The organism is Pseudomonas sp. R3-41 (assembly GCF_054161485.1).
The window spans coordinates 4,777,384-4,801,469 of sequence record NZ_CP096421.1 but is presented as its reverse complement, the minus strand read 5'-3'; the positions used below and the strand labels follow the sequence as shown (position 1 = coordinate 4,801,469).

Here is a 24,086-nt window from a genome sequence, read left to right as displayed (position 1 = left end):
TTCCTCCATGAGCTTCAGCCCTTTGATTCGCCAACTGATCGATGCCCTGCGAACGTTGCCGGGTGTAGGTCAGAAAACTGCCCAGCGCATGGCGTTGCAATTGCTCGAGCGTGATCGCAGCGGCGGTTCACGCCTGGCCCAGGCCTTGAGCCAGGCCATGGAGGGCGTAGGGCATTGCCGTTTATGCCGCACCCTCACCGAAGACGACCTCTGCCCGCAATGTGCCGATCCGCGTCGGGACGACAGCCTGCTCTGCGTCGTGGAAGGGCCGATGGATGTGTATGCGGTGGAGCAGACCGGTTTCCGTGGCCGTTATTTCGTGCTCAAGGGCCATTTGTCCCCACTCGATGGCTTGGGGCCTGAAGCCATTGGCATCCCACAGTTGATCGCACGGATCGAAGAGGCGGGCACGTTCACGGAAGTCATCCTCGCCACGAACCCGACGGTCGAAGGCGAAGCCACCGCCCATTACATCGCCCAATTGCTGAGCAACAAAGGCTTGGTCGCCTCCCGCATCGCCCACGGCGTGCCGCTGGGTGGGGAGCTGGAATTGGTGGACGGCGGGACGCTGGCGCATTCGTTTGCGGGGCGTAAGCCGATCGCCTTGTAACAGCCACCCCAAAGCTAATGTGGGAGCGGGCTTGCTCGCGAAAGCGGTGGATCAGCAAGCGATTATATTGACTGACACTCCGCTTTCGCGAGCAAGCCCGCTCCCACAGGTAACTGTTGCTCGAAGGTTATTTCTCGCTAAGCGAAAACTGCGTCAGGCAGAACGTTGGAATTCCCATGTCTTCCAGACGCTGGGAGCCGAGCAGTTCCGGCAGGTCGATGATCGCCGCGGCTTCGTGGACTTTGGCGCCCATGCGGCGAATCAGGTTGGCGGCGGCGATCAGCGTGCCACCGGTGGCGATCAGGTCATCGAACATCACCACCGAATCACCTTCGCACAGGCTGTCGGCGTGCACTTCAAGGAAGGCTTCACCGTATTCGGTCTGGTAACCCTCGGCCAGCACGTCGGCCGGCAGCTTGCCTTGCTTGCGGAACAACACCAGCGGCTTGTTCAACTGATAGGCCAGGATCGAGCCGATCAGGAAGCCGCGAGCATCCATTGCGCCAATGTGAGTGAACTCTGCCTCGACATAGCGGTGGGCAAAGCTGTCCATGACCAGGCGCAGGGCGGTCGGGGATTGGAACAGTGGAGTAATGTCGCGAAAGATCACGCCGGGCTTGGGGAAGTCGATCACGGGGCGGATCAGGGATTTGATGTCGAAGGAGTCAAAGACCATCGTCGAGGTGTCCTGGCAGGGCTGCAAACGCGGCAGTATAGCGCGGCGAGGCCAATCCCTCAGCCGCGCAGGTTCATCAGCCGTCGATCGAGCCGCCAGCCAGGGCGCAGAGCTGGATCGGGTCGAGAATGTGAATTTCCTTGCCTTCGGCGGCAATCAGCTCGTTCTGCTGGAAACGCGTGAATACCCGGGACACGGTTTCCACCGCCAGGCCCAGGTAGTTGCCGATTTCGTTGCGCGACATGCTCAGGCGGAACTGGTTGGCCGAGAACCCGCGGGCGCGGAAGCGTGCCGAGAGGTTGACCAGGAACGTGGCGATCCGCTCGTCAGCGGTTTTTTTCGAGAGCAGCAACATCATCTGCTGATCATCACGGATTTCCCGGCTCATGACTCGCATCAACTGGCGACGCAGTTGCGGCAACTGTATGGCCAGCTCGTCCAGGCGATCGAAGGGGATTTCGCATACCGAGGTGGTTTCCAGCGCCTGGGCCGAGACCGGATGGGTCTCGGTGTCCATGCCCGACAGGCCCACCAGTTCGCTGGGCAAGTGGAAACCGGTGAGCTGTTCTTCGCCGCCGTCGCTCAAGTTGAAGGTTTTCAAGGCGCCCGAGCGCACGGCATAGACGGAATCGAACGCGTCGCCCTGGCGAAACAGGAATTCACCTTTTTTCAACGGGCGGCCTCGTTTGACGATGTCGTCCAGCGCGTCCATGTCGTCCAGATTCAACGAAAGTGGCAGGCAGAGGGGGGCCAGGCTGCAATCCTTGCAATGGGCCTGGTTGTGGGCGCGCAGTTTGACGGGCTCGGACATTTCTTAAATCCTTGTGGGAAAACACACATAAGGCGTAAGGGTACCCCAGAGCAGACACTCCAGCCAGTGCGGTGTCGTCGTCAAATTGTCGCGCTCAAATGACCCGGGAGAAACGTTGGCGATTGTGCTGCTCCAAATAGGCATCGAACACCATGCACACGGATCGCACCAGCAGGCGCCCAGCGGGCAGTACCCGGATGTGGATGTCATCCAACTCGATCAGCCCATCCTCGGCCATGGCCTGCAATTGCGGCCACAGCGGCGCGAAGTAACCGCGAAAATCGACATTGAAACGGTGCTCGATGTCCGCGAACGCCAGGTGGAAATGGCAGATCAGTTGCTGGATCACCGCACGTCGCAACCGATCGTCGGCCGTGCAGGTCAGTCCTCGACTGGTTGCCAGTTGCCCGTCGGCGAGGGTGTTCTGGTAATGGTTCAGGTCACTGCTGTTCTGGCAGTACAGGTCGCCGATCTGGCTGATGGCGGACACGCCGAGGCCGATCAGGTCGCAATGGCCATGGGTGGTGTAGCCCTGGAAATTGCGCTGCAACGTGGCCTCTTCCTGAGCGATGGCCAGCTCGTCGTCGGGCAGGGCGAAGTGGTCCATGCCGACGTAGCGGTAGCCGGCGGCGGTCAACTGTTCGATGGTGCCTTGCAGCATCGCCAGCTTCTGCTCCGGGTTTGGCAAGTCCTGGCTGTTGATGCGCCGCTGGGGCATGAAGCGTTCCGGCAGGTGGGCGTAGTTGAACACCGAGAGGCGGTCCGGTTGCAAGTGGATCACTTCTTCGACGGTGCGGGCGAAATTGTCCGGAGTCTGCTTGGGCAGCCCGTAGATCAGGTCGATGTTGATCGAACGGAACTGCAAGGTCCGGGCAGCCTCGACCACCGCGCGGGTTTCTTCCAGGCTTTGCAGGCGATTGACGGCGCGTTGCACGGCCGGGTCCAGGTCTTGCAGGCCGATGCTGACCCGATTGAAACCCAGTTCTCGCAACAAGCCCATGGTCGACCAATCGGCTTCCCGGGGATCGATCTCGATGCTGTAGTCGCCGGAATCGTCGTCCAGCAGGTTCAGGTGCTTGCGCAACGAGGCCATCAATTGCCGCAGTTCGTCATGGCTGAGGAACGTCGGGGTGCCGCCGCCAAAGTGCAATTGTTCGACGCGCTGGGTCGGGTCCAGGTGGCAGCCGATCAGCTGGACTTCCTGTTCCAGGCGTTGGAGGTAGGCGTGGGCGCGGCCCCGGTCCTTGGTAATGACCTTGTTGCAGGCGCAGTAGTAGCAAATGTTTGCGCAGAACGGTACGTGCACATACAGCGACAGCGGCCGCCGGGCCTTGCGGCTGTCACGCAGGGCATGGAGCAGGTCGAAGGTGCCCACCTGGCCGCCGAACTGCGCCGCAGTCGGGTACGAGGTGTAGCGTGGTCCCGCCAGGTCGTAGCGGCGGATCAGGTCTGAGTCCCAACGGATGGCGTCGAGCATGCGGGTGTTCCCCGGATAGGCTGGCATGGGGCGAGTCTAGGGGGCTGTGGTCGAGGCTGTTTTGATTTGCGTCAACGGCGCATCGGAGCTGTCGATGATGTTAGTCCAGACAACTCAAAACCCGTGGCGAGGGAGCTTGCTCCCGCTCGGCTGCGCAGCAGTCGCAATATCAGCTAATGCGTTCTACCTGAGGAGTGTTGGGGCCTGCTTCGCAGGCCAGCGGGAGCAAGCTCCCTCGCCACAGGGTTTTGAGTTGTCTGGACTGAAATCATTAATGCCCCATGAGCCAATGCTGATGCGGCCCCGGCAGTGTCCATACCCCGAAAATAATCACCAACAAGCCACCGGCCATGCGCACGCTGCGTTTGCGCAACAGGGCGGTGATGCGCTCGGCGGCCAGGCCGGTGGCGAGCAGCACCGGCCAGGTGCCCAGGCCGAAGGCAAGCATCAGCAAGGCACTGTCCAAGGCATTGCCCTGGCTGGCGGACCAGAGCAGGGTGCTGTAGACCAACCCGCACGGCAGCCAGCCCCACAGGGCGCCGAGCAGCAAGGCCCGGGGCAGGCTCGACACCGGCAGCAAGCGGTTGGCGACGGGTTGGATGTGCCGCCACAAGCCACGCCCCACGCTTTCGATGCGGGTCAGGCCGCTCCACCAGCCCGCCAGGTACAGGCCCATGGCGATCAACAGCAAGCCGGCGAGCACCCGCATGATCATCGCGGCCGGGCTGTTGGACACGGCCCATCCCGCCAGGCCGATCAGCAGCCCAGCGGTGGCGTAGCTCAGGATCCGCCCCAGGTTGTACGCCAGCAGTAACCGAAAGCGCCGACTGCGCTGTTCCTTGGGGATCGCCAGGGTGAGGGCGCCCATCAGGCCACCGCACATGCCCAGGCAATGGCCGCCACCGAGCAGGCCAAGAATGACCGCCGATACCAGCAATGGCGCCAGGTCAAGCATGGGGCGGGGCCTTGTCGTCCGGCTTGCGGGCCTCGCCACTGGCTTCGTCCACCGCTGCCTTGTGGTTCGGGTCCTGGTCGTCGAACAGAATGCTGTGGGCCGGACCGTCGAGATCGTCGTACTGGCCGCTGTCCACGGCCCAGAAAAAAATGTACACGGCGATGGCCACGATCAGCAGCGCGGCCGGAATCATCACGTAGAGAGCTGGCATGTCGGAACTCCATGTCCGCGCGGCTCAGGCCGGCAGCGGACGGGTATCGGGCGTGGCGGCGAACACCTGCGCCTTCGGTTGGCGGGTCAGCCTCAAGGCATTCAACACCACGGTCAACGAACTGATGGACATGCCGACCGCGGCCCACACCGGCGTAATCCAGCCGAGGGCGGCGAACGGCAACATGAGGCCATTGTACAGCCCTGCCCACACCAGGTTCTCGACGATCACCCGGCGCGTGCGTCGGGCCAGGCTGAAGGCGTGGACCAGGGCCTCGAGGCGGTTGGACAGCAGCACGGCGTCGGCACTGGTCTTGGCCAGGTCGGTGGCCGAGCCCATGGCGACACTGATGTCCGCCGCCGCCAGGACCGGCACATCATTCACGCCATCGCCGAGCATCAACACCTTGCGGCCTTGTTGGTGTAGCTGCTGCAACACCGCCAGCTTGTCGTCTGGACGCAGGCCGCCGCGGGCCTCATCGATGCCCAGCTCGGCCGCGACACTGGCGACCATCGGTGAGCTGTCGCCCGACAGCAGCAGCGTTCGCCAGCCTCGTGCCTTGCAGGCCGCCAACAGGGCCGGGGCATCGACGCGCAAGCGGTCATCGAGGACGAACCAGGCCAGCGGCCCGATCTCATCGCCTAGCAACAGCCATTGCCCGGCTTCCTCCGGCATTTGCGGTACGGTGGCGTCACTCAGCTCGCAGACAAAACCGGGTTGGCCGATGCGCAGGCGCTGTTCCGCCACCTGGCCTTCCAGCCCCAGCCCCGGGGTGCTGTGCACCTGCTCGGCGGCCAACGGCGCGCGGCCAAACGCCCGGGCGATGGGGTGTTCAGAGCGGTTTTCCAAGGCCGCGGCCAAGCCCAGGCACTGATCGCTGTCGAGGCCCGCCAGTGGCCGAATGGCGCGCAAGGCCAAGCGGCCTTCGGTGAGGGTGCCGGTCTTGTCGAAAATCACCGTGTCGATCTGGTTCAGGCCCTCCAGCACATGGCCGCGCGTCAGCAGCAGGCCAAGTTTGTGCAAGGTGCCGGTGGCCGCAGTCAGGGCGGTCGGCGTGGCGAGGGACAACGCGCAGGGGCAGGTGGCAACCAGCATCGCCAGGACGATCCAAAAGGCCCGCGAGGCATCCAGTTGCCACCACAGCAAGCCGATGGCCGCCGCCGCGACCAGGGAGAACAACAGGAACCATTGGGCGGCGCGATCGGCGATTTCCGCCAGTCGCGGTTTTTCGGCCTGGGCCCGCTCCAGCAGACGCACGATGGCCGACAGCCGGGTGTCTTGCCCGAGGGCCAGCACTTCGACGGTCAAGGCGCCTTCGACATTCAGCGTGCCCGCGGTGACCGCATCGCCCACTTGCCGAGGCTGTGGCAGGTATTCACCGGTCAGCAGCGATTCGTCGATGCTGGATTGACCCTCAAGGATCTTGCCATCGGCCGGCAGGACCGCCCCGGGATGTACCAGCACGCGGTCGCCGGTGCGCAATTCGTTGAGCAGGATACGTTTGCTCTGGCCGTCATCCGCCAGGCGCAGGCACGAGGCCGGCAACAGATTGACCAGCTGGGCGGTGGCGGCCGCCGTGCGCTCCCGGGCCCGGCGCTCCAGGTAACGGCCGGCCAGCAGGAACAGGGCGAACATGCCCACGGCATCGAAGTACAACTCGCCGACGCCGGTGATCGATGTCCAGATACCTGCTATGTAGGCGCTGCCGATGGCCAGGGACACCGAAACGTCCATGGTCAGGTGGCGGGTGCGCAGGTCGCGCAGGGCGCCTTTGAAGAACGGCGCACAGCTGTAGAAGACGATGGGCGTGGTGAGAAACAGGGCGACCCAGCGCAGGATGGTGTGCATCTCCGGGCTCAGGTCGATGTTGAATTCCGGCCAGGTGGCCATGGTCGCCATCATCGCCTGGAACCACAACAGGCCGGCCACGCCCAATTGGCGCAGGGCCAGGCGGTTTTGTGCGGCGAGTTGTTCACAGGCCTGGTCGGCCTGGTACGGGTGCGCTACGTAGCCGATCTGGCGCAATTCGGCGAGCAGCGTGCTCAGCGGCAATTGGGCATCGGCCCAGCGCACATGCAGGCGATGGTTGGACAGGTTCAACCGCGCCTCGGCCACGGCCGGCAGGCTGCGCAGCTGTTTTTCGATCAACCAGCCGCAGGCGGCGCAACTGATGCCTTCCATCAACAGGGTGGTTTCGGCCAGTTCGCCTTCATGGCGCACGAATGATTGCTGTACGTCAGGGCGATCGTACAGCGCCAGTTCATCGGTCAACTGGACGGGCAGGGATTCGGGGTTGGCCGATGCTTCACTGCGATGCTGGTAATAACTTTCCAGGCCGCCGGCGACAATCGCTTCGGCCACCGCCTGGCAGCCCGGGCAGCACAGCTCGCGGGTTTCACCGAGGACAACGGCGGTGAAGCGACTGCCGGGGGGAACGGGCAGGGCGCAGTGGTAGCAGGGTTGTGGAGTGGTCATGGGTATCGCATGAAGGCCTTTGTGGAAGGAGCTTGCTACAAGTGAGGGCGCTTTTTGTGGCGAGGGAGCTTGCTCCCGCTGGCCTGCGTAGCAGGCCCAAAGCAGCCGACACGATGGAGCCTGATAGCGCCGGGACTCAGGCTTCAGGGCCGCTTCGCAGCCCAGCGGGAGCAAGTTCCCTCGCCACAACAGCAGCTTATTTTTTCAGGTCTTCAGCGCCTTGCAGCGGTTCATCGCCCAGCAGGATGGCCTGGTCGTGGTTGATTTGCTCTTCTTCGAACAGGCGCCAGGTCTTGTCGTGCTCCACCCCCAGCAATTCGACAAAGCGCCGGCCTTCGATCTTGTCCGTCAACTGGCCGACGTAGCGCCCCGGCTCACTGTCGTTGCGGGTCAGGACGATCTTGCGGTCCTTCTCCGGTTGGGTCGGCGAGATCAGGCTCAGTTCCAGGGTCTGGGGACGGCTGTCGCCGTTCAGGCGCAGGTTCACTTCGCCGGTCACGTCATCCAGTTGCACATTGGCATGCAGTTGCAGGGTCTGGGCCAGCAGTTCGCGCTCCAGCGAGCGGTTGATGCCCTTGCCGGCTTCGTAATAGTTGTCATTGACCAGATTGTCGGGGTTGTTCACCGCAATGGTCACCATCGTCAGGCTCAGTGTCACCGAGCAGCTCAGGATCGCAATGATGATCCACGGCCAGAGGTGCTTGTACCAAGGGCTGGTGGCGGTTGCTGCAGGCATGTTCATTTCTCTCAACGAGTTTGTGGGCCGATGAACCGGCTCTTGGCTTCGACATGTACGCTTTCATCATCGGCGTCCTTGAGGATGAACGTCACCTCGTTGGCGCTTGATGGCAGTTGTTCCGGTGCGCTGGACAGCTCGACCGGCTGGCTGTAGATCTCGCCGGCCGCGACCTTGATTTCCCGGCGACCTTGCAGCTTGAGGTCGGGCAGGCCAACGGCGTCCAGGATGTACGTATGGTCGCGTTGGTCTTTGTTCATGATCTTCAGGCTGTAGACGTTCTCGATCCGGCCTTCGGCGTTTTCACGGTACAGCACGCGATCCTTGCTGACATCGAACCCCACCAGCGAGCGCATGAAGAACGCCGCCGCCAGCAGGCTGATCATCGTCAGCAACACCAGCGCATAACCGATCAGGCGTGGGCGCAGTTTATTGGTTTTCTGCCCTGAGAGGTTGTGTTCGGTGGTGTAGCTGATCAGGCCGCGGGGATAATCCATTTTGTCCATGATGTTGTCGCAGGCGTCGATGCAGGCCGCGCAGCCGATGCACTCGACCTGCAGGCCGTCGCGGATGTCGATGCCGGTGGGGCAGACCTGGACGCACATGGTGCAGTCGATGCAGTCGCCAAGACCCAGGGCCTTGTAGTCCACGCCCTTCTTGCGCGGGCCACGGCTTTCGCCACGACGCGGGTCGTAGGACACGATCAAGGTGTCCTTGTCGAACATCACGCTTTGGAAACGCGCGTAAGGGCACATATAGATGCACACCTGTTCACGCAGCCAGCCGGCGTTGCCGTAGGTGGCGAGAGTGAAGAAGCCGATCCAGAAATACGACCAGCCATCGGCCTGGCCGGTAAAGAACTCGAACACCAGTTCGCGGATCGGCGTGAAGTAACCGACGAAGGTCACACCGGTGACGAAGCCGATCAGCAGCCACAGGCTGTGCTTGGCGAACTTGCGCAGGAATTTGTTGGCACCCATGGGCGCCTTGTCGAGCTTGATGCGCTGGTTGCGGTCACCTTCGGTGACTTTTTCGCACCACATGAAGATCCAGGTCCACACGCTTTGTGGACAGGTGTAGCCGCACCACACCCGTCCGGCATAGACCGTGATGAAAAACAGGCCAAACGCGGCAATGATCAGCATCCCGGAGAGCAGGATGAAATCCTGGGGCCAGAACGTCGCACCGAAAATGAAGAACTTGCGTTCCGGCAGGTTCCACCAGACGGCCTGATGGCCGCCCCAGTTCAACCAGACCGTACCGAAATACAGCAGGAACAGGAACGCTCCGCCCACCATCCGCAGGTTGCGAAACAGGCCGGTGAAAGCGCGGGTGTAGATTTTTTCCCGAGAGGCATACAGGTCGACGCTTTTGTTAGCGTCCTTGGCAGGCGGGGTAACGTCATGTACCGGAATCTGGTTGCTCATCAATTGCATCCCACGGCAGTGGAAAAGTGCCGGGGCCAGTACGTGCCGACCTCGGTCAGAAAGGGTGTTGCAGTGGCGCAATGATACGCCTGTCGCTCTGGCTCAAGGGTGCGACCTTTGGTCGCGTTGGGCGTCTGGGTCGAATGGTGTAGCGGATGTAACAAGTCATGATCCAGATCAATTGACTATAGACAGTCGATGGCGTTGGCGAAACGAAGGCCACGTTCTGAGGGCTCCCCTGTTCGTGGCGAGGAGGCCTTCTGTGGCGAGGGAGCTTGCTCCCGCTCGGCGGCGCAGCCGTCGTAAATCAGGCTGGTGCGGTCTGACCTGGAAAAGCCTGGCGATTTTCTGGGGCGGCTTCGCCACCCAGCGGGAGCAAGCTCCCTCGCCACAAAAAGGCCACCTTGTAGTGACTGCCAAATAGACATCAGCCAACCCACGGATTGAGCACTGCCACGCCGCAGCCCTGGAAATCACTCACGTTGCGGGTCACCACGGTCAACCCATGGACCAGCGCGGTCGCGGCGATCAATGCATCACATTCATTGCTGCGGCCAGGCACATGCAGGCGAGCGCAGCGCAGCGCGACGGCACGGTCCACGGCCAGGATCCTGCCAGCAAAGGCCGGCAGCACATGATCATCCAGCCAGGCCCGCAAGCGGCTGCCTTGCGTCGGGTCCTTGCGTTCGAAGCGCAGCACGCCGGTTTCCAGTTCCAGTACGGTAATCGCCGAGACGTACAGGCTGGGCGCGGGAACGCTGCGCGCCCAGGCCTGGACGTTCTTGTCTGCCTGGGATTTGCGCAGTTCGGAAATGACGTTGGTATCGAGTAGAAACATTCAGGACAGGTCCACCGAGCGAGGCGTGATGACGGCGCGCTCGGTCTCGAAGTCGATGTCCGGCGCATCGGGCATGAGCAGCAACTCGACAATGCTGGTGCCGAGGCCGGTCAGTTTCTGGTACTCCTCAATGCTTAGCAGCACATGGGCCGGCTTGCCACGGTCGGTGATGATCACCGGCCCTTCGCGGGTGGCTTTTTTGGCACCACTTGTGTCGTGGTTGAATTCACGGCTGGAGAGGGTGGTGATGGACATGGGCGTGCCCTCATGTTCAGTTCGAATGTAGGCACGTTACTACTGGTGTGGAGAGGCCGCAAGCGCAACAGCTTTGCCCAGGTTTTCCCGCCGGTAATAAAAAGGCCCCGCCAATCGGATTGGCGGGGCCTTTCGTGTATCAGCGACTTGTCTTACTGGGCGTCAGCGGCCGGAGCCTTTTCGCCGTGAGACAGGCTGTAGACATAGGCCGCCAGCAGGTGGACCTTGTCGTTGCCTTGCAGGTCGGCCTGGGCCGGCATCTGGCCCTGGCGACCGTAGCGGATGGTCTGCTGCAGTTGAGCGAAGCTCGAACCGTAGATGAAACCCGCTGGATGCGTCAGGTCAGGTGCGCCCATGGCGGGCGTGCCCTTGCCGGCAGGACCGTGGCAGGCCACGCAGTTGGCCGCGAACAGTTTCTGGCCGTTGGCCGGATCGGCCTTGGCGCCTTCGGGCAGTTTGCGACCGTGCAGACCGGTCACCAGGTAGGCGGCCACGTCGGCCACGCCTTGTTCGCCCACCACGGCAGCCCAGCCCGGCATCACGGCGTGACGGCCGCCCATGATGGTGGTCTTGATGGTTTCCGGCTCACCGCCCCAGCGCCAGTCGGCGTCGGTCAGGTTCGGGAAACCGTAGGCACCCTTGGCATCGGAACCATGGCAAACCGAGCAGTTGGAGGCGAACAGGCGGCCACCCATCTTCAGGGCTTGTGGGTCCTTGGCGACTTCTTCGATCGGCATGGAGGCGAACTTGGCGAAGATCGGACCGAACTTGGCGTCCGAGCGCGCCATTTCCTTTTCCCACTCATGAACGCCTGTCCAGCCGGTCTGGCCGTTGGCGAAGGCGGTCTGCTTTTCGGTGTCCAGGTAGTTATAGCCTGGCAGCAGGCCTTTCCAGTTGCCCAGGCCAGGGTAGAGCACCAGGTAACCGAGGGCGAAAATGATGGTGCCCACGAACAGCATGAACCACCATTTCGGCAGCGGGTTGTCGTACTCCTCGATCCCGTCGAAGGAGTGGCCAACCGTCTCTTCGGTGGCTTCGCTACGCTGGCCCTTGCGGGTCGACAGCAGCAGCCAGGTCAGGGCGAAGATCGTTCCCAGGCTGAGGACTGTGACGTACAGACTCCAGAATGTAGTCATTCTTTGTTACTCCTAGAAGCTTGCTCGACGTGCTTGATGGCTTCGGGATCATCCGCGAACGGCAGCAAGGTCGCGTCGTCAAACTCCGACTTGCGCTTGGGGCTGAACACCCACAGGGCCAGACCAATGAAGGCCACCATCACGACGACGGTGCCCAGGCCACGAATCATCCCGATATCCATCTAAATCACCGTTTGCTTTTGATGATGGTGCCCAGGCCTTGCAGATAGGCCACCAGCGCGTCCATTTCAGTCTTGCCCTTGACGGCATCCCTGGCACCGGCGATGTCTTCGTCGGTGTAAGGCACGCCCAAGGCACGCAGGACTTCCATTTTCTTGGCGGTGTCTTTGCCGTCGAGCTTGTTTTCTACGAGGAACGGGTAGGCCGGCATTTTCGACTCAGGCACCACGTTGCGCGGGTTGTACAAGTGCGCACGCTGCCAGTCGTCGGAGTAGCGGCCGCCAACGCGGGCCAGGTCCGGGCCGGTACGCTTGGAACCCCACAGGAACGGGTGGTCCCAGACGCTTTCGCCGGCAACGGAGTAGTGGCCGTAGCGTTCGGTCTCGGCGCGGAACGGACGGATCATCTGCGAGTGGCAGCCGACACAGCCGTTGGCGATATAGATGTCACGGCCTTCCAGTTCAAGGGCGGTACGCGGCTTCATGCCTTCGACCGGCTTGTTGGTCACATCCTGGAAGAACAGCGGAACGATCTGGGTCAGGCCGCCGATGCTCACGGCGATGACCATGAAGAAGGCCAGCAGGCCGATATTCTTCTCTACTGCTTCGTGCTTCATCAGTGAGCTCCAACTACGGCGATCTTGGCGGCGGCTTCAGCTTCAGCCGGGTCAGAGGCACGAACGGTGCGGTACACGTTGTAGGCCATGAACAGCATGCCGCTGGCGAAGAACGCGCCGCCCAGGGCACGCACGATGAAGCCAGGGTGGCTGGCTTGCAGCGCTTCGACGAACGAATAGGTCAGGGTGCCGTCGTCGTTGATCGCACGCCACATCAGGCCTTGGGTGATGCCGTTGACCCACATCGAGGCGATGTAGAGCACGGTGCCGATGGTCGCGAGCCAGAAGTGCGCGTTGATCAGACCGGTGCTGTGCATCTGCGCACGACCGAACAGTTTCGGGATCATGTGGTAGATGGCGCCGATGGAAATCATCGCAACCCAACCGAGTGCACCGGCGTGTACGTGGCCGATGGTCCAGTCGGTGTAGTGGCTCAGGGAGTTGACGGTCTTGATGGCCATCATCGGGCCTTCGAAGGTCGACATACCGTAGAACGCCAGGGATACCACCAGGAAGCGCAGGATCGGGTCGGTGCGCAATTTATGCCAGGCACCCGACAGGGTCATCATGCCGTTGATCATGCCGCCCCAGCTTGGCGCCAGCAGGATGATCGACATCGCCATGCCCAGGGATTGTGCCCAGTCTGGCAGTGCGGTGTAGTGCAGGTGGTGCGGGCCGGCCCAGATGTACAGGGTGATCAGCGCCCAGAAGTGGACGATGGACAGGCGATAGGAATAGATCGGACGCTCGGCCTGTTTCGGCACGAAGTAGTACATCATCCCCAAGAAGCCGGTGGTCAGGAAGAAACCCACGGCGTTGTGGCCGTACCACCACTGGATCATCGCGTCGGTCGCGCCCGAATAGGCCGAGTACGACTTGAAGAAGCTGACCGGCAGGGAGGCGTGGTTGACGATGTGCAGCATGGCGGTCACGACGATGAAGGCACCGTAGAACCAGTTACCGACGTAGATGTGCTTGGTCTTGCGCTTGACGATGGTGCCGAAGAACACCAAACCGTAGGTCACCCAGACGATCGCCAGCAGGATAGCCAGGGGCCATTCCAGTTCCGCGTATTCCTTGGTGGTGGTGAAACCCATTGGCAAGGTCACGATCGCGCCGACGATCACCGCTTGCCAACCCCAGAAGGTGAAGGCGGCGAGGCTGTCGGAAATCAGTCGCGTTTGGCAGGTTCGCTGCACGACGTAGTAAGAAGTGGCAAACAACGCACAACCACCGAAGGCGAAGATCACCAGGTTGGTGTGCAGCGGGCGCAGGCGTCCAAATGTCGTCCATGGCAGATCGAAGTTCAACTCCGGCCAGACCAGTTGCGAGGCGATGAAGACACCGAGCCCCATGCCAAGGATCCCCCAGACCACCGTCATGATGGCGAACTGGCGGACTACCTTATAGTTATAAGCAGTCGGACTGATTGCTGTGCTCATTCTAAGGTTCCACGGTTTGGGTGTTTTATTAGGATAAAAATCGGTCGCAAGTATGGAGAAAGCGGGGGGTCATTGCAACGCGCCATGACCTGGGTCAATGCTTTCCAAAGCTGATTCTGCGGCCTTTCCCTGTTCGGTGTAGGGACAAAATTGGCCCTCGGCAAAATGTCGCAACGAAGGAAAGAGGCGAGGGGGTCAGGTCGGTTGTAACGGGGTGTGTTCGAACACGGCGTTCGGGTGATGCCAGGCAACTGTCGCAACGGCCGGTATTCACCTGCCTTTGCGGCCTTTTTGTCGAACGATTGTCGAACGCATCGGGTCGGATCGACCTGAAACCGGCAGTCGCCAGCGCACGCAAAGGCAAGCTTAGACCTGATTCAGGGGAACCGAAAGAAAGACTATGGGAGGGTGCGACAATGAGTCGCGCAGGGGCACGGAACAGCCGCATCCAGATGAATGCGGCTGTTCGTGTGGTCAGGATTTATTCGCTTTTGTGTTCCGCTTGCAGGCGCTCGGTGCCGACACCCTGGGACAGGCTGTAGACATAAGCCGCGAGCAGTTGCACCTTGTCATTGCCCAGCAACTCATTCTGTGCCGGCATGTGGCCTTGGCGTCCATGGCGAATGGTCTGCTGCAACTGGGTCAGGCTGGTGCCGTAGATGAAGCCGGCCGGTTGCGTCAGGTTCGGCGCCCCCATGGCTTCGGTGCCCTGGCCGTTGGCGCCGTGGCAGGCAACGCAGGTGGTGTTGAAGGCCTGCTGGCCGGCTTGCAGGTCGGCACCGCTGTCCGCCGGCAAAGGCAGGCCGGCCAGGTCGTGGCGAACATAGGCGGCCACGTTCTTGACCCCGGACTCCCCCAGCACTTCGCCCCAGGCCGGCATCGCCGCCATGCGCCCGCCCATGATGGTCGCCTTGATGGTCTCGGCGCCGCCGCCCCAGCGCCAGTTGCTGTCGGCCAGGTTCGGGAAGCCGAAGGCACCCTTGGCGTCCGAGCCGTGGCAGACCGAGCAGTTGGAGGCGAACAGGCGGCCACCCATCTTCAAGGCCTGTGGGTCTTTGGCGACTTCTTCCACGGGCATGGCCGCGAACTTGGCGAAAATCGGCCCGAACTTGGCGTCGGCCTTGGCCATTTCCTTTTCCCATTCATGGGCGCCGGTCCAGCCGTTCTCGTACCCGGGCAGGATGCCTTTCCAGTTGCCCAGGCCCGGGTAGAGGACCAGGTAACCGACGGAAAACACCAGGGTGCCGGCGAACAACAGGAACCACCACTGCGGCAGTGGGTTGTCGTATTCCTCGATGCCGTCGAAGCTGTGGCCCATGGTCTGGTCGACGCTGCCCTTGGTCTCGCCCTTGCGGGTGCCGATCAGCAGCCAGGTCAGGCCGATGAGGCTGCCGAGGGTCAGTACGCAGATCCACGTACTCCAGAAGGTGGTCATGGCCGGGTACTCCTTGTTGCAGGGTCTTGGGGGGTGAGATCGGCGGGTGGCTCGTCGGCGAACGGCAGCAGGCGCGCCTGGGCGAACTCCGGTCCGCGCTTGCTGCTGAACACCCACAGGATCAGGCCGATGAAGGCGATGAACACCACGACGGTGCCCAGCCCACGGATCATTCCAGTGCTCATTTCAAAGAACATCAGGCTCACCTCTTGCTCTTGATGGCAGTGCCGAGCACTTGCAGGTAGGCCACCAGCGCGTCCATTTCGGTCTTGCCCTTGAGCGAGGCCACGCTGCCTGCGATGTCGTCGTCGGTGTACGGCACGCCGAGGGTGCGCATGGCGCGCAGCTTGCCTTCGGTGTGGCTGCTGTCCACGGCCTGGGCCACCAGCCAGGGGTAGGCCGGCATTTTCGACTCCGGCACGACGTTGCGCGGGTTGTACAAGTGAGCGCGGTGCCAATCATCGGAGTAGCGCGCGCCGACCCGTGCCAGGTCTGGCCCGGTACGCTTGGAACCCCACAGGAACGGGTGGTCCCAGACACTTTCGCCAGCGACGGAGTAGTGGCCGTAGCGCTCGGTCTCGGCGCGGAACGGACGGATCATCTGCGAATGGCAGCCGACGCAGCCTTCACGGATGTAAATGTCGCGGCCTTCCAGTTGCAGGGCGGTGTAGGGCTTCATGCCGTCCACCGGCTTGTTGGTCACGTCCTGGAAGAACAGCGGCACGATCTGGGTCAGGCCGCCAATGCTCACGGCCAGGACCATCAGCAGCATCAGCAGGCCGACGTTTTTTTCGATTGTTTCGTGTTTCATGGCGGACTCCTCAGGCCATCTGCGCGGCAGCGGCGGCTTCGGCAGGCTGGTAGGCCCGCACGGTGCGCCAGGTGTTGTAGGCCATCAGCAGCATGCCGATGAGGAAGATCGCCCCGCCCGCCAACCGCACGACGAAGCCTGGGTGGCTGGCCACCAGGGTTTCGACGAAGGAATAGGTGAGCGTGCCGTCCTCGTTCACCGCCCGCCACATCAGGCCCTGGGCGATGCCGTTGACCCACATCGAGGCGATGTAGAGCACGGTGCCGATGGTTGCGAGCCAGAAGTGCGCGTTGATCAGGCCGATGCTGTGCATCTGTGGCCGGCCGAAGACTTTCGGGATCATGTGGTACAGCGCGCCGATGGAAATCATCGCCACCCAGCCGAGCGCGCCGGCATGCACGTGGCCGATGGTCCAGTCGGTGTAGTGGGAAAGGGCGTTGACGGTCTTGATCGCCATCATCGGACCTTCGAAGGTCGACATGCCGTAGAACGCCAGGGACACCACCAGGAACCGCAGGATCGGGTCGCTGCGCAACTTATGCCAGGCGCCCGAGAGGGTCATCATGCCGTTGATCATGCCGCCCCAGCTCGGTGCCAGCAGGATCAGCGACATCACCATGCCCAGGGACTGTGCCCAGTCCGGCAGCGCGGTGTAGTGCAGGTGGTGCGGGCCGGCCCAGATGTACAGGGTGATCAGCGCCCAGAAGTGGACGATGGACAGGCGATAGGAATACACCGGGCGTTCGGCCTGCTTCGGCACGAAGTAATACATCATCCCCAGGAAGCCTGCGGTGAGGAAAAAGCCTACGGCGTTGTGCCCGTACCACCATTGCACCATCGCGTCCGTGGCCCCGGCGTACACCGAGTAGGACTTGGTCCAGCTCACCGGCAGTTCCAGGTTGTTGACGATGTGCAGGATCGCCACGGTCAGGATGAACCCGCCGAAGAACCAGTTACCGACATAGATGTGCTTGGTGTTGCGCTTGGCCACGGTGCCGAAGAACACAATGGCGTAGGCGACCCAGACGATGGTGATCAGGATGTCGATCGGCCATTCCAGTTCGGCGTACTCCTTGGAACTGGTGTAGCCCAGCGGCAGGCTGATGGCCGCCAGCAGGATCACCAGTTGCCAGCCCCAGAAGCAGAACGCGGCGATTTTCGGCGCAAACAGCTGGGTTTGGCAGGTGCGTTGCACCGAGTAGAACGAACTGGCAAACAACGCGCAGCCGCCGAAGGCGAAGATCACCGCGTTGGTGTGCAGCGGGCGCAGGCGGCCGAAGCTGGTCCAGGGCAAATCGAAGTTGAGCTGCGGCCAGACCAATTGGGCTGCGAGAAAAACCCCGAGCCCCATGCCGACGATGCCCCACACCACCGTCATAATGGCGAATTGGCGGACCACCTTGTAGTTGTAGGCGGTACTGATAGAAGTGTTCATGGTTCCCCATCCACGGTTCAGCCGAAGTGAGCGCCTGCGCAAGGCAGTGCGGCGTTCTTCGCCTGGAGTTATAGGCAGACTAAAAGCGAGGCAAGCATGGACAAACAGCACAAGGCCAGTATTGACGGGGATCAATGGGCGCGGTGCGTGGAGCAACATGGCTGGTTGTGGACGGTCGCGCGGCCCGGGGTGTGCGCCGAACCACCGACCCTGATCCTGGCCCACGGTGCCGGTGCGCCGATGGACAGCGGCTTCATGGAGGAAATGGCCGCACGCCTTGCTGCACAAGGTGTCAACGTGTTGCGCTTCGAGTTTCCCTACATGGCCCAGCGGCGTCTGGATGGCGGCAAGCGTCCACCGAACCCGGCGCCCAAGCTGCTCGAATGCTGGCGAGAGGTGTACGCCAAGGTGCGGCCTTATGTCGCTGGGCGGCTGGCCATTGGCGGCAAGTCCATGGGGGGGCGCATGGCGAGCCTGCTGGCCGATGAGCTGGGCGCCGATGCGCTGGTATGCCTGGGCTATCCCTTCTACGCGGTGGGCAAGCCGGAGAAACCGCGGGTCGAGCATCTGGCGGCATTGAAGACGCGCACCTTGATCGTCCAGGGCGAGCGGGATGCGTTGGGTAATCGGGAGGCGGTGCAGGGCTACACCTTGTCACCCAGCATCGAGGTGTTGTGGTTGGTGGCGGGGGATCATGACCTCAAGCCGCTGAAGGTTTCGGGGTTTAGTCATGAGCAGCATTTGGAGGCTGCTGCAGGCAAGGTGGCGGCGTTTCTTCAGGATTGATAGCGCCTGTCCTGGCCTCTTCGCGAGCAAGCCCGCTCCCACATTTTAGAATGCGTTCGCATGAAGAACTGCAATCCCCTGTGGGAGCGGGCTTGCTCGCGAAGATGGTTCATAAAGCGACACCACTTTTGAATTGGCAATAAAAAACCGGGAAGCAACACCTTCCCGGTTTTTTATTGGGCAGGCATCTATCAGCGGTTGAACCGCTCCACCAACGAATACTGCGTATTGGCTGTCCGGGTCAGCTCTTCGCTGAGCAGCGCCGAGCTGTGGGCCTGTCCCGAAGTCTGGTCGGCCAGTTCCGAGATGTTGCTGATGTTGCGGCTGATCTCCTCGGCCACTGAGCTTTGTTCCTCGGTGGCAGCGGCGATCTGGGTGGCCATGTCCGTGATATGCGCCACGGCTTCGCTGATGCCCACCAACGCCTGGTCCGCTTCCATGACCCGCGCCACGCCTTCTTCGGCCTGGCGGTTGCCGGCGTCCATGGTTTGCACGGCGTTGGTGGCGGTCTGCTGGAGCTTGGCGATCAGCGCGTGGATCTGCCCGGTGGACTCGCTGGTGCGTTGCGCCAGTTGCCTTACCTCGTCGGCCACCACGGCAAAGCCGCGGCCCATCTCGCCGGCACGGGCCGCTTCGATGGCCGCGTTGAGGGCCAGCAGGTTGGTCTGGTCGGCGATGCCTTTGATCACGTCGACCACGCCACCGATCTCGTCGCTGTCCTTGGCCAGTTGGGTGACGGTTTGACCGGTCTCACCCACTACCACCGATAGCCGCTCGATGGCTTCGCGGGTCTCCCCGGCGATGTCGCGGCCGCGGCTGGTCAGGCGATTGGCTTCCTGGGTGGCATCGGCGGTGCGCTGCACGTGGCTGGCGACCTCCTGGGTCGTTGCCGCCATCTGGTTGACGGCCGTGGCGACCTGTTCGGTTTCCACCCGCTGACGTTCCAGGCCGCTGGAGCTGTCGTGGGCCAGGGTATTGGACTGGCGAGCCTGGTCGTTGAGGTGTTCGGCGGTGTCCTGCAGGCGGGTCAGGCAGGTTTTCAGGCGCGCTTGCTGGCTGAGAATCGACATCTCCAGGCGTGCCTGGACGCCGCGGCTGTCGGTGTACATCCGCGCGATCAGCGGGTCGGAGGTGGTTTGTTCGGCCAGGCGCAGCAGGCGCTTGATCCCGCGTTGCTGCCATTGCAGGCCCATCAGCCCCAAGGGCACCGACAGCAGGGCAGCCAGGGCAAAGCCCCAGGAAGAATTCAGAAACGCGCCGACGACGAAGCCCAGCTGGCTGACCAGGATGAACGGCAGCCAGTCCTGCAGTATCGGCAACCACTTGTCGCTGCCCGGCACTGCGGACTTGCCCTGATTGATGCGTTGATAGAGGGCTTCGGCGCGGCCGATCTGCTCGGCGGTGGGCTTGACCCGCACCGACTCGTAGCCGACCACCTGGTTGCCCTCGAACACGGGCGTGACATAGGCGTTGACCCAGTAATGGTCACCGCTCTTGCAGCGATTCTTGACGATGCCCATCCATGGCAAGCCTTGTTTCAGTGTGCCCCACATGTGCGCGAACACGGCGGAGGGGACATCGGGATGGCGCACGAGATTGTGCGGCGCACGGATCAGTTCTTCCTTCGAATACCCGCTGACTTCAACGAAAGCATCGTTGCAGTAAGTGATCACACCCTTGGTGTCGGTGGTGGAAATCAATCGTTGCTGGGCCGGGAAGGTCCTTTCGCGTTGTGTGACGGGTTGGTTGTTACGCATGGTGTGTAGATCCGCAAGGCTTTGAAAGGTTGTCGGCGTCGTCAGGTTTTAGTTGAAGTTATTTTTGCCTGTCGCTATCACGCCAGCATCGGGTAGGTAAAGAGGGCGAAATGAAGCAGGTTGAGCAGAAAATGCGTAGCGACCGCCGCGCCCAGGCCGCCAAAACGATACGCCAGGCCGTAACCGACGCCCGCCAGGCCCGACAACAGCACCCACTGCCAGCCCGCGCCGGCATGCACCAGGCCGAACAGCAGCGAGGCCAGGAGCAGCGCCAGGTTGTCGCCTTGGGCCAAATGTTTGAAGCGTCGACTCAATCCCCCCTGAATGTAGCCACGAAACAGCGCTTCCTCCACGATCGTGACCAATAAAAGATTATTAGCGGTCCACAACCAGGCGTGATCCGGCCACTTCGGCGCCCAGTGGACCATGCCCAGCAGCACAGCCCCGCCGAGGGCCAGCACCGCGCTCAGCCCCAAGCCCAGTGCCGTGGCCTGGACGGACAGGCGCAGTGAGCGCCGGCCGACGATCCAGGGGCAGGCCAGCAATAGCCAGAAACCGATCAGCGGCTTGTCCTGGTTCAGGTACATGGCAAACGGCACGGCATCATCGGTCAAACGCTGGGGGGCGATGGCCCGGCCGTTAAAGAAGCCAGGCATCCAGTGCAGGGCCAATGCCAGGGCCATGACAATGAACAGCGCATGCCCGAGAAACTGGCCAACCGGTGTCTGTTGCTGGCGAACCGCATACCCGGCGAACAGCAGCAGCGCAACCGAGATGGCCGCGGTCCAGGCCAACTGGCCGTAGAGCAGCGACAAGCCATAGCCGGTGGAAAGAAGGGCCAGGTGAAGCCAGGATAGAGCGGGCATACAACATCCTTTTAGCGGGAGAACTCTGGGCGAGGGCGGCCGTCGGGTCTTCGACGCCACTGTGTCGCGCAAAGAGCACATTTGTGTCCATGCAGATTCATGCGCAGGAGGGGCTGGCGGTTTGGCTGACTCTGTTCCGTGAGTGCCGGCGGGATTATAGGCGGGTCGATACAAAACATCGCCCGTTAAGAGGTGAATAACAGTCAGCGAGGCGCAGAACCTGTGGGAGCGGGCTTGCTCGCGAAAGCGGTGTGCCTGGCAGCATCAATGTTGACTGTTTCACCGCCTTCGCGAGCAAGCCCGCTCCCACAATTTCAAGCAGCAATCAATTGTCGCAAGACATAGTGAAGAATCCCGCCGGCCTTGAAATACTCCACTTCATTCAAGGTATCGATCCGACACAGCACTTCGATTCGCTCCTGGCTGCCATCCTCCCGGGTGATGACCAGGGGCAGGTTCATGCGCGGCGTCAGTTCGACGTCATTGAGGCCGAGGATGTCCAGGGTTTCCTTGCCCGTGAGGTTCAGGCTCTTGCGGTTCTGGTCGAGCTTGAACTGCAACGGCAGCACGCCCATGCCCACCAGGTTGGAGCGATGGATGCGCTCGAAGCTTTCTGCGATCACCGCCTTGACCCCCAACAGATTGGTGCCCTTGGCCGCCCAGTCCCGGCTCGACCCGGTGCCATATTCCTGGCCGGCGATCACCACCAGCGGCGTGCCCGCGACCTGGTACAGCATGGCGGCGTCGTAGATCGGCATGCGTTCGCCATTGGGAATGTAGATCGTATTGCCGCCTTCTTCGCCGTCGAGCATTTCGTTGCGGATGCGGATGTTGGCGAAGGTGCCGCGCATCATCACCTGATGGTTGCCACGCCGTGAACCGTAGGAGTTGAAGTCCCGTGGCTCCACGCCCTGTTCGCGCAGGTAACGACCGGCCGGGCTGTCGGCCTTGATGTTACCGGCCGGGGAGATGTGGTCGGTGGTTACCGAGTCCCCCAGCAGGGCCAGCACTCGGGCGCCCTCGACGTTCCTGACCGCCGGTGGCGGCCCGCCGATGTCGTCGAAGAACGGTGGATGCTGGATATAGGTCGAATCGTCCTGCCAGACATAGGTGGCCGCTTGCGGCACCTCGATAGCCTGCCATTGCTCGTCACCGGCAAACACAGCGGCGTATTCCTTGTGGAACATGCTGGTATTGACCTGGGCCACGGCGGCGGCGACTTCCTGGCTGCTGGGCCAGATGTCCCGCAGGTACACCGGTTTGCCGTCCCGGTCGTTGCCCAGCGGCTCGCTACTGATGTCGATGCGCACCGTGCCGGCCAGGGCATAGGCGACCACCAATGGCGGCGAGGCCAGCCAGTTGGTCTTCACCAGTGGGTGCACTCGGCCTTCGAAGTTGCGGTTGCCCGACAAGACCGAGGCCACGGTGAGATCGGCTTTCTGGATGGCTTTCTCGATGGGGTCCGGCAACGGCCCGGAGTTGCCAATGCAGGTGGTGCAACCATAGCCCACCAGGTCGAAACCGAGTTTATCCAGGTATTCGGTCAGGCCGGCCGCGTTGTAGTAATCGGTGACCACCTTGGAGCCCGGTGCCAGGGAGCTCTTGACCCAAGGCTTGCGAACCAAGCCTTTTTCCACGGCTTTTTTCGCCAGCAGCCCGGCGGCCATCATGACGCTGGGGTTGGAGGTGTTGGTGCACGAGGTGATCGCGGCAATCACCACCGCGCCGTTTTTCAGGCGATGGGTGTGGCCTTCGTATTCGTACTCGGCTTCGCCTACCTGGTCGGCGTTGCCCACCGCGACGCCACCGCCGCCTTCACTTTCCAGGCGGCCTTCTTCCTTACTGGTGGGTTTGACCTGCAATCCCAGGAAGTCGCTGAAGGCCTGGCCGACATTGGGCAGCGAGACCCGGTCCTGAGGGCGTTTAGGGCCGGCGAGGCTGGCCTCGACGCTGCCCATGTCCAGCTCCAGCGTATCGGTGAACACCGGTTCCTGGCCGGGCAGGCGCCATAGGCCCTGGGCCTTGCAATAGGCCTCCACCAGCTTCACGGTGTCAGCCGGACGCCCGGACAGGCGCAGATAGTCCAAGGTCACCTCATCCACCGGGAAGAATCCGCAGGTGGCGCCGTATTCCGGGGCCATGTTGGCAATGGTGGCGCGGTCTGCCAACGGCAGGTCGGCCAGACCGTCGCCATAGAACTCGACGAATTTGCCCACCACGCCTTTCTTGCGCAGCATCTGCGTGACGGTCAGCACCAGGTCGGTGGCGGTGATGCCTTCGCGCAGTTTGCCGACGAGTTTGAAGCCAACGACTTCGGGAATCAGCATCGACACCGGTTGACCCAGCATCGCTGCTTCCGCCTCGATCCCCCCGACGCCCCAGCCCAGTACACCGAGGCCGTTGATCATGGTGGTGTGGGAATCCGTGCCCACGAGGGTATCCGGGAAGGCGTAGGTGCGGCCGTCCTCTTCTTTGGTCCACACGGTGCGACCCAGGTATTCGAGGTTGACCTGGTGACAGATGCCGGTGCCCGGCGGCACCACGCTGAAGTTGTCGAAGGCGCTCTGGCCCCAGCGCAGGAAGGCGTAGCGTTCGCCGTTGCGCTGCATTTCGATGTCGACGTTCTGCTCGAACGCCTGGCTGCTGGCGAACTTGTCCACCATCACCGAGTGGTCGATCACCAGGTCCACGGGGGACAGCGGGTTGATCCGCTGGGGGTCGCCGCCGGCCTTTTCCACAGCGGCGCGCATGGCGGCCAGGTCGACTACGGCGGGCACGCCGGTGAAGTCTTGCATCAGCACCCGTGCGGGGCGGTATTGGATCTCGCGGTCGGAGCGGCGCTCCTTGAGCCAACCGGCCAGGGCCTTGAGGTCGGCGCCGGTGACGGTTTTTTCATCTTCCCAGCGCAGCAGGTTTTCCAGCAGCACTTTCAAGGACATGGGCAGTTTGTCGAGGTCGCCCAGGCTTCGGGCGGCATCCGGCAGGCTGAAATAGTGGTAGGTCCTGGCGTCGACTTGCAGTGTTTTAAGGGTTTTCAGGCTATCGAGGGACGGCATTGAAATCACTCCTTTGAGTCCGCACGGCTACGGACTGACGGAACGGACAGAGCCTTTAACCTAGCCCTGTTTTGAGCGTATGACTAATCACTGGA

General features: G+C 62.3%; 23 protein-coding genes. 2 read left to right on the top strand and 21 right to left on the bottom strand.

The features are described from left to right. Positions 1–7 precede the first annotated feature (7 nt). Complete coding sequence (recR, locus tag M1D99_RS20590) at positions 8–610, top strand: recombination mediator RecR (RefSeq protein WP_003183510.1); 603 nt, start codon at positions 8–10, stop codon at positions 608–610. Between the two features lie 127 nt (positions 611–737). On the opposite strand, the gene M1D99_RS20585 is transcribed toward recR, so the two are convergent. The 18 genes from M1D99_RS20585 to ccoN (M1D99_RS20500) form a co-directional block, all read right to left on the bottom strand. Beyond that, on the bottom strand, positions 738–1,286 hold the full coding sequence (locus tag M1D99_RS20585) for an adenine phosphoribosyltransferase (RefSeq protein ID WP_003183509.1): 549 nt from the start codon (positions 1,284–1,286) through the stop codon (positions 738–740). 76 nt (positions 1,287–1,362) lie between these two features. Further along, on the bottom strand, positions 1,363–2,097 hold the full coding sequence (gene fnr, locus M1D99_RS20580) for a fumarate/nitrate reduction transcriptional regulator Fnr (protein WP_434571391.1): 735 nt from the start codon (positions 2,095–2,097) through the stop codon (positions 1,363–1,365). 94 nt (positions 2,098–2,191) lie between these two features. Continuing rightward, entirely contained in the window at positions 2,192–3,574 is a 1,383-nt protein-coding gene (gene hemN, locus M1D99_RS20575) for an oxygen-independent coproporphyrinogen III oxidase (RefSeq protein WP_434571389.1), read from the bottom strand. 271 nt (positions 3,575–3,845) lie between these two features. Beyond that, positions 3,846–4,529, bottom strand: a complete 684-nt coding sequence (locus M1D99_RS20570) for a sulfite exporter TauE/SafE family protein (protein ID WP_186705251.1) — start codon at positions 4,527–4,529, stop codon at positions 3,846–3,848. Beyond that, complete coding sequence (ccoS, locus tag M1D99_RS20565) at positions 4,522–4,740, bottom strand: cbb3-type cytochrome oxidase assembly protein CcoS (RefSeq protein ID WP_003183505.1); 219 nt, start codon at positions 4,738–4,740, stop codon at positions 4,522–4,524. Before ccoS ends, M1D99_RS20570 begins: the two co-directional genes overlap by 8 nt. Positions 4,741–4,764: 24 nt before the next feature. Next, entirely contained in the window at positions 4,765–7,215 is a 2,451-nt protein-coding gene (locus M1D99_RS20560) for a heavy metal translocating P-type ATPase (protein WP_458130693.1), read from the bottom strand. A 196-nt stretch (positions 7,216–7,411) separates the two neighbouring features. Further along, on the bottom strand, positions 7,412–7,951 hold the full coding sequence (locus M1D99_RS20555; protein WP_186705249.1) for a FixH family protein: 540 nt from the start codon (positions 7,949–7,951) through the stop codon (positions 7,412–7,414). Positions 7,952–7,962: 11 nt separating this feature from the next. Beyond that, a complete protein-coding gene (ccoG, locus tag M1D99_RS20550; protein WP_458130692.1) occupies positions 7,963–9,378 on the bottom strand; it encodes a cytochrome c oxidase accessory protein CcoG in 1,416 nt (471 codons plus the stop codon). 427 nt (positions 9,379–9,805) lie between these two features. Then, positions 9,806–10,216 (bottom strand): PIN domain-containing protein, encoded by a 411-nt coding sequence (locus tag M1D99_RS20545; RefSeq protein ID WP_458130691.1) that lies wholly within the window; start codon positions 10,214–10,216, stop codon positions 9,806–9,808. Next, complete coding sequence (locus M1D99_RS20540) at positions 10,217–10,471, bottom strand: type II toxin-antitoxin system Phd/YefM family antitoxin (protein WP_186705246.1); 255 nt, start codon at positions 10,469–10,471, stop codon at positions 10,217–10,219. A 152-nt stretch (positions 10,472–10,623) separates the two neighbouring features. After that, positions 10,624–11,607, bottom strand: coding sequence for a cytochrome-c oxidase, cbb3-type subunit III (ccoP, locus tag M1D99_RS20535; RefSeq protein WP_186705245.1), 984 nt, complete (start codon positions 11,605–11,607; stop codon positions 10,624–10,626). Continuing rightward, positions 11,604–11,789: a CcoQ/FixQ family Cbb3-type cytochrome c oxidase assembly chaperone gene (locus M1D99_RS20530; protein WP_003183474.1), complete on the bottom strand. Its 186-nt coding sequence runs from the start codon at positions 11,787–11,789 to the stop codon at positions 11,604–11,606. The genes ccoP (M1D99_RS20535) and M1D99_RS20530 overlap by 4 nt, the downstream gene beginning before the upstream one ends. Positions 11,790–11,794: 5 nt before the next feature. Beyond that, positions 11,795–12,403: a cytochrome-c oxidase, cbb3-type subunit II gene (ccoO, locus tag M1D99_RS20525; RefSeq protein WP_072407855.1), complete on the bottom strand. Its 609-nt coding sequence runs from the start codon at positions 12,401–12,403 to the stop codon at positions 11,795–11,797. Further along, positions 12,403–13,845: a cytochrome-c oxidase, cbb3-type subunit I gene (ccoN, locus tag M1D99_RS20520; RefSeq protein ID WP_053120682.1), complete on the bottom strand. Its 1,443-nt coding sequence runs from the start codon at positions 13,843–13,845 to the stop codon at positions 12,403–12,405. Before ccoN (M1D99_RS20520) ends, ccoO (M1D99_RS20525) begins: the two co-directional genes overlap by 1 nt. 481 nt (positions 13,846–14,326) lie before the next feature. Then, on the bottom strand, positions 14,327–15,280 hold the full coding sequence (gene ccoP / locus M1D99_RS20515; protein WP_186728205.1) for a cytochrome-c oxidase, cbb3-type subunit III: 954 nt from the start codon (positions 15,278–15,280) through the stop codon (positions 14,327–14,329). Next, complete coding sequence (locus tag M1D99_RS20510) at positions 15,277–15,477, bottom strand: cbb3-type cytochrome oxidase subunit 3 (RefSeq protein WP_186705243.1); 201 nt, start codon at positions 15,475–15,477, stop codon at positions 15,277–15,279. The genes ccoP (M1D99_RS20515) and M1D99_RS20510 overlap by 4 nt, the downstream gene beginning before the upstream one ends. Before the next feature lie 5 nt (positions 15,478–15,482). Next, on the bottom strand, positions 15,483–16,091 hold the full coding sequence (gene ccoO / locus M1D99_RS20505; protein ID WP_053120686.1) for a cytochrome-c oxidase, cbb3-type subunit II: 609 nt from the start codon (positions 16,089–16,091) through the stop codon (positions 15,483–15,485). A 10-nt stretch (positions 16,092–16,101) separates the two neighbouring features. Then, positions 16,102–17,526 (bottom strand): cytochrome-c oxidase, cbb3-type subunit I, encoded by a 1,425-nt coding sequence (gene ccoN / locus M1D99_RS20500; protein WP_186705242.1) that lies wholly within the window; start codon positions 17,524–17,526, stop codon positions 16,102–16,104. A 96-nt stretch (positions 17,527–17,622) separates the two neighbouring features. Here ccoN (M1D99_RS20500) and M1D99_RS20495 point away from each other — a divergent pair, with 96 nt between their 5' ends. Beyond that, positions 17,623–18,312 carry an alpha/beta family hydrolase gene (locus tag M1D99_RS20495; RefSeq protein WP_434571376.1) on the top strand — a complete coding sequence of 230 codons (690 nt, stop codon included), beginning with the start codon at positions 17,623–17,625 and terminating at the stop codon, positions 18,310–18,312. A gap of 191 nt (positions 18,313–18,503) precedes the next feature. On the opposite strand, the gene M1D99_RS20490 is transcribed toward M1D99_RS20495, so the two are convergent. The 3 genes from M1D99_RS20490 to acnA form a co-directional block, all read right to left on the bottom strand. Next, positions 18,504–20,069 (bottom strand): methyl-accepting chemotaxis protein, encoded by a 1,566-nt coding sequence (locus M1D99_RS20490; protein WP_186705241.1) that lies wholly within the window; start codon positions 20,067–20,069, stop codon positions 18,504–18,506. Positions 20,070–20,146: 77 nt separating this feature from the next. Beyond that, positions 20,147–20,935 carry a CPBP family intramembrane glutamic endopeptidase gene (locus tag M1D99_RS20485; RefSeq protein WP_186728206.1) on the bottom strand — a complete coding sequence of 263 codons (789 nt, stop codon included), beginning with the start codon at positions 20,933–20,935 and terminating at the stop codon, positions 20,147–20,149. Between the two features lie 314 nt (positions 20,936–21,249). Next, entirely contained in the window at positions 21,250–23,991 is a 2,742-nt protein-coding gene (gene acnA / locus M1D99_RS20480) for an aconitate hydratase AcnA (RefSeq protein ID WP_458130690.1), read from the bottom strand. Positions 23,992–24,086: the final 95 nt, after the last annotated feature.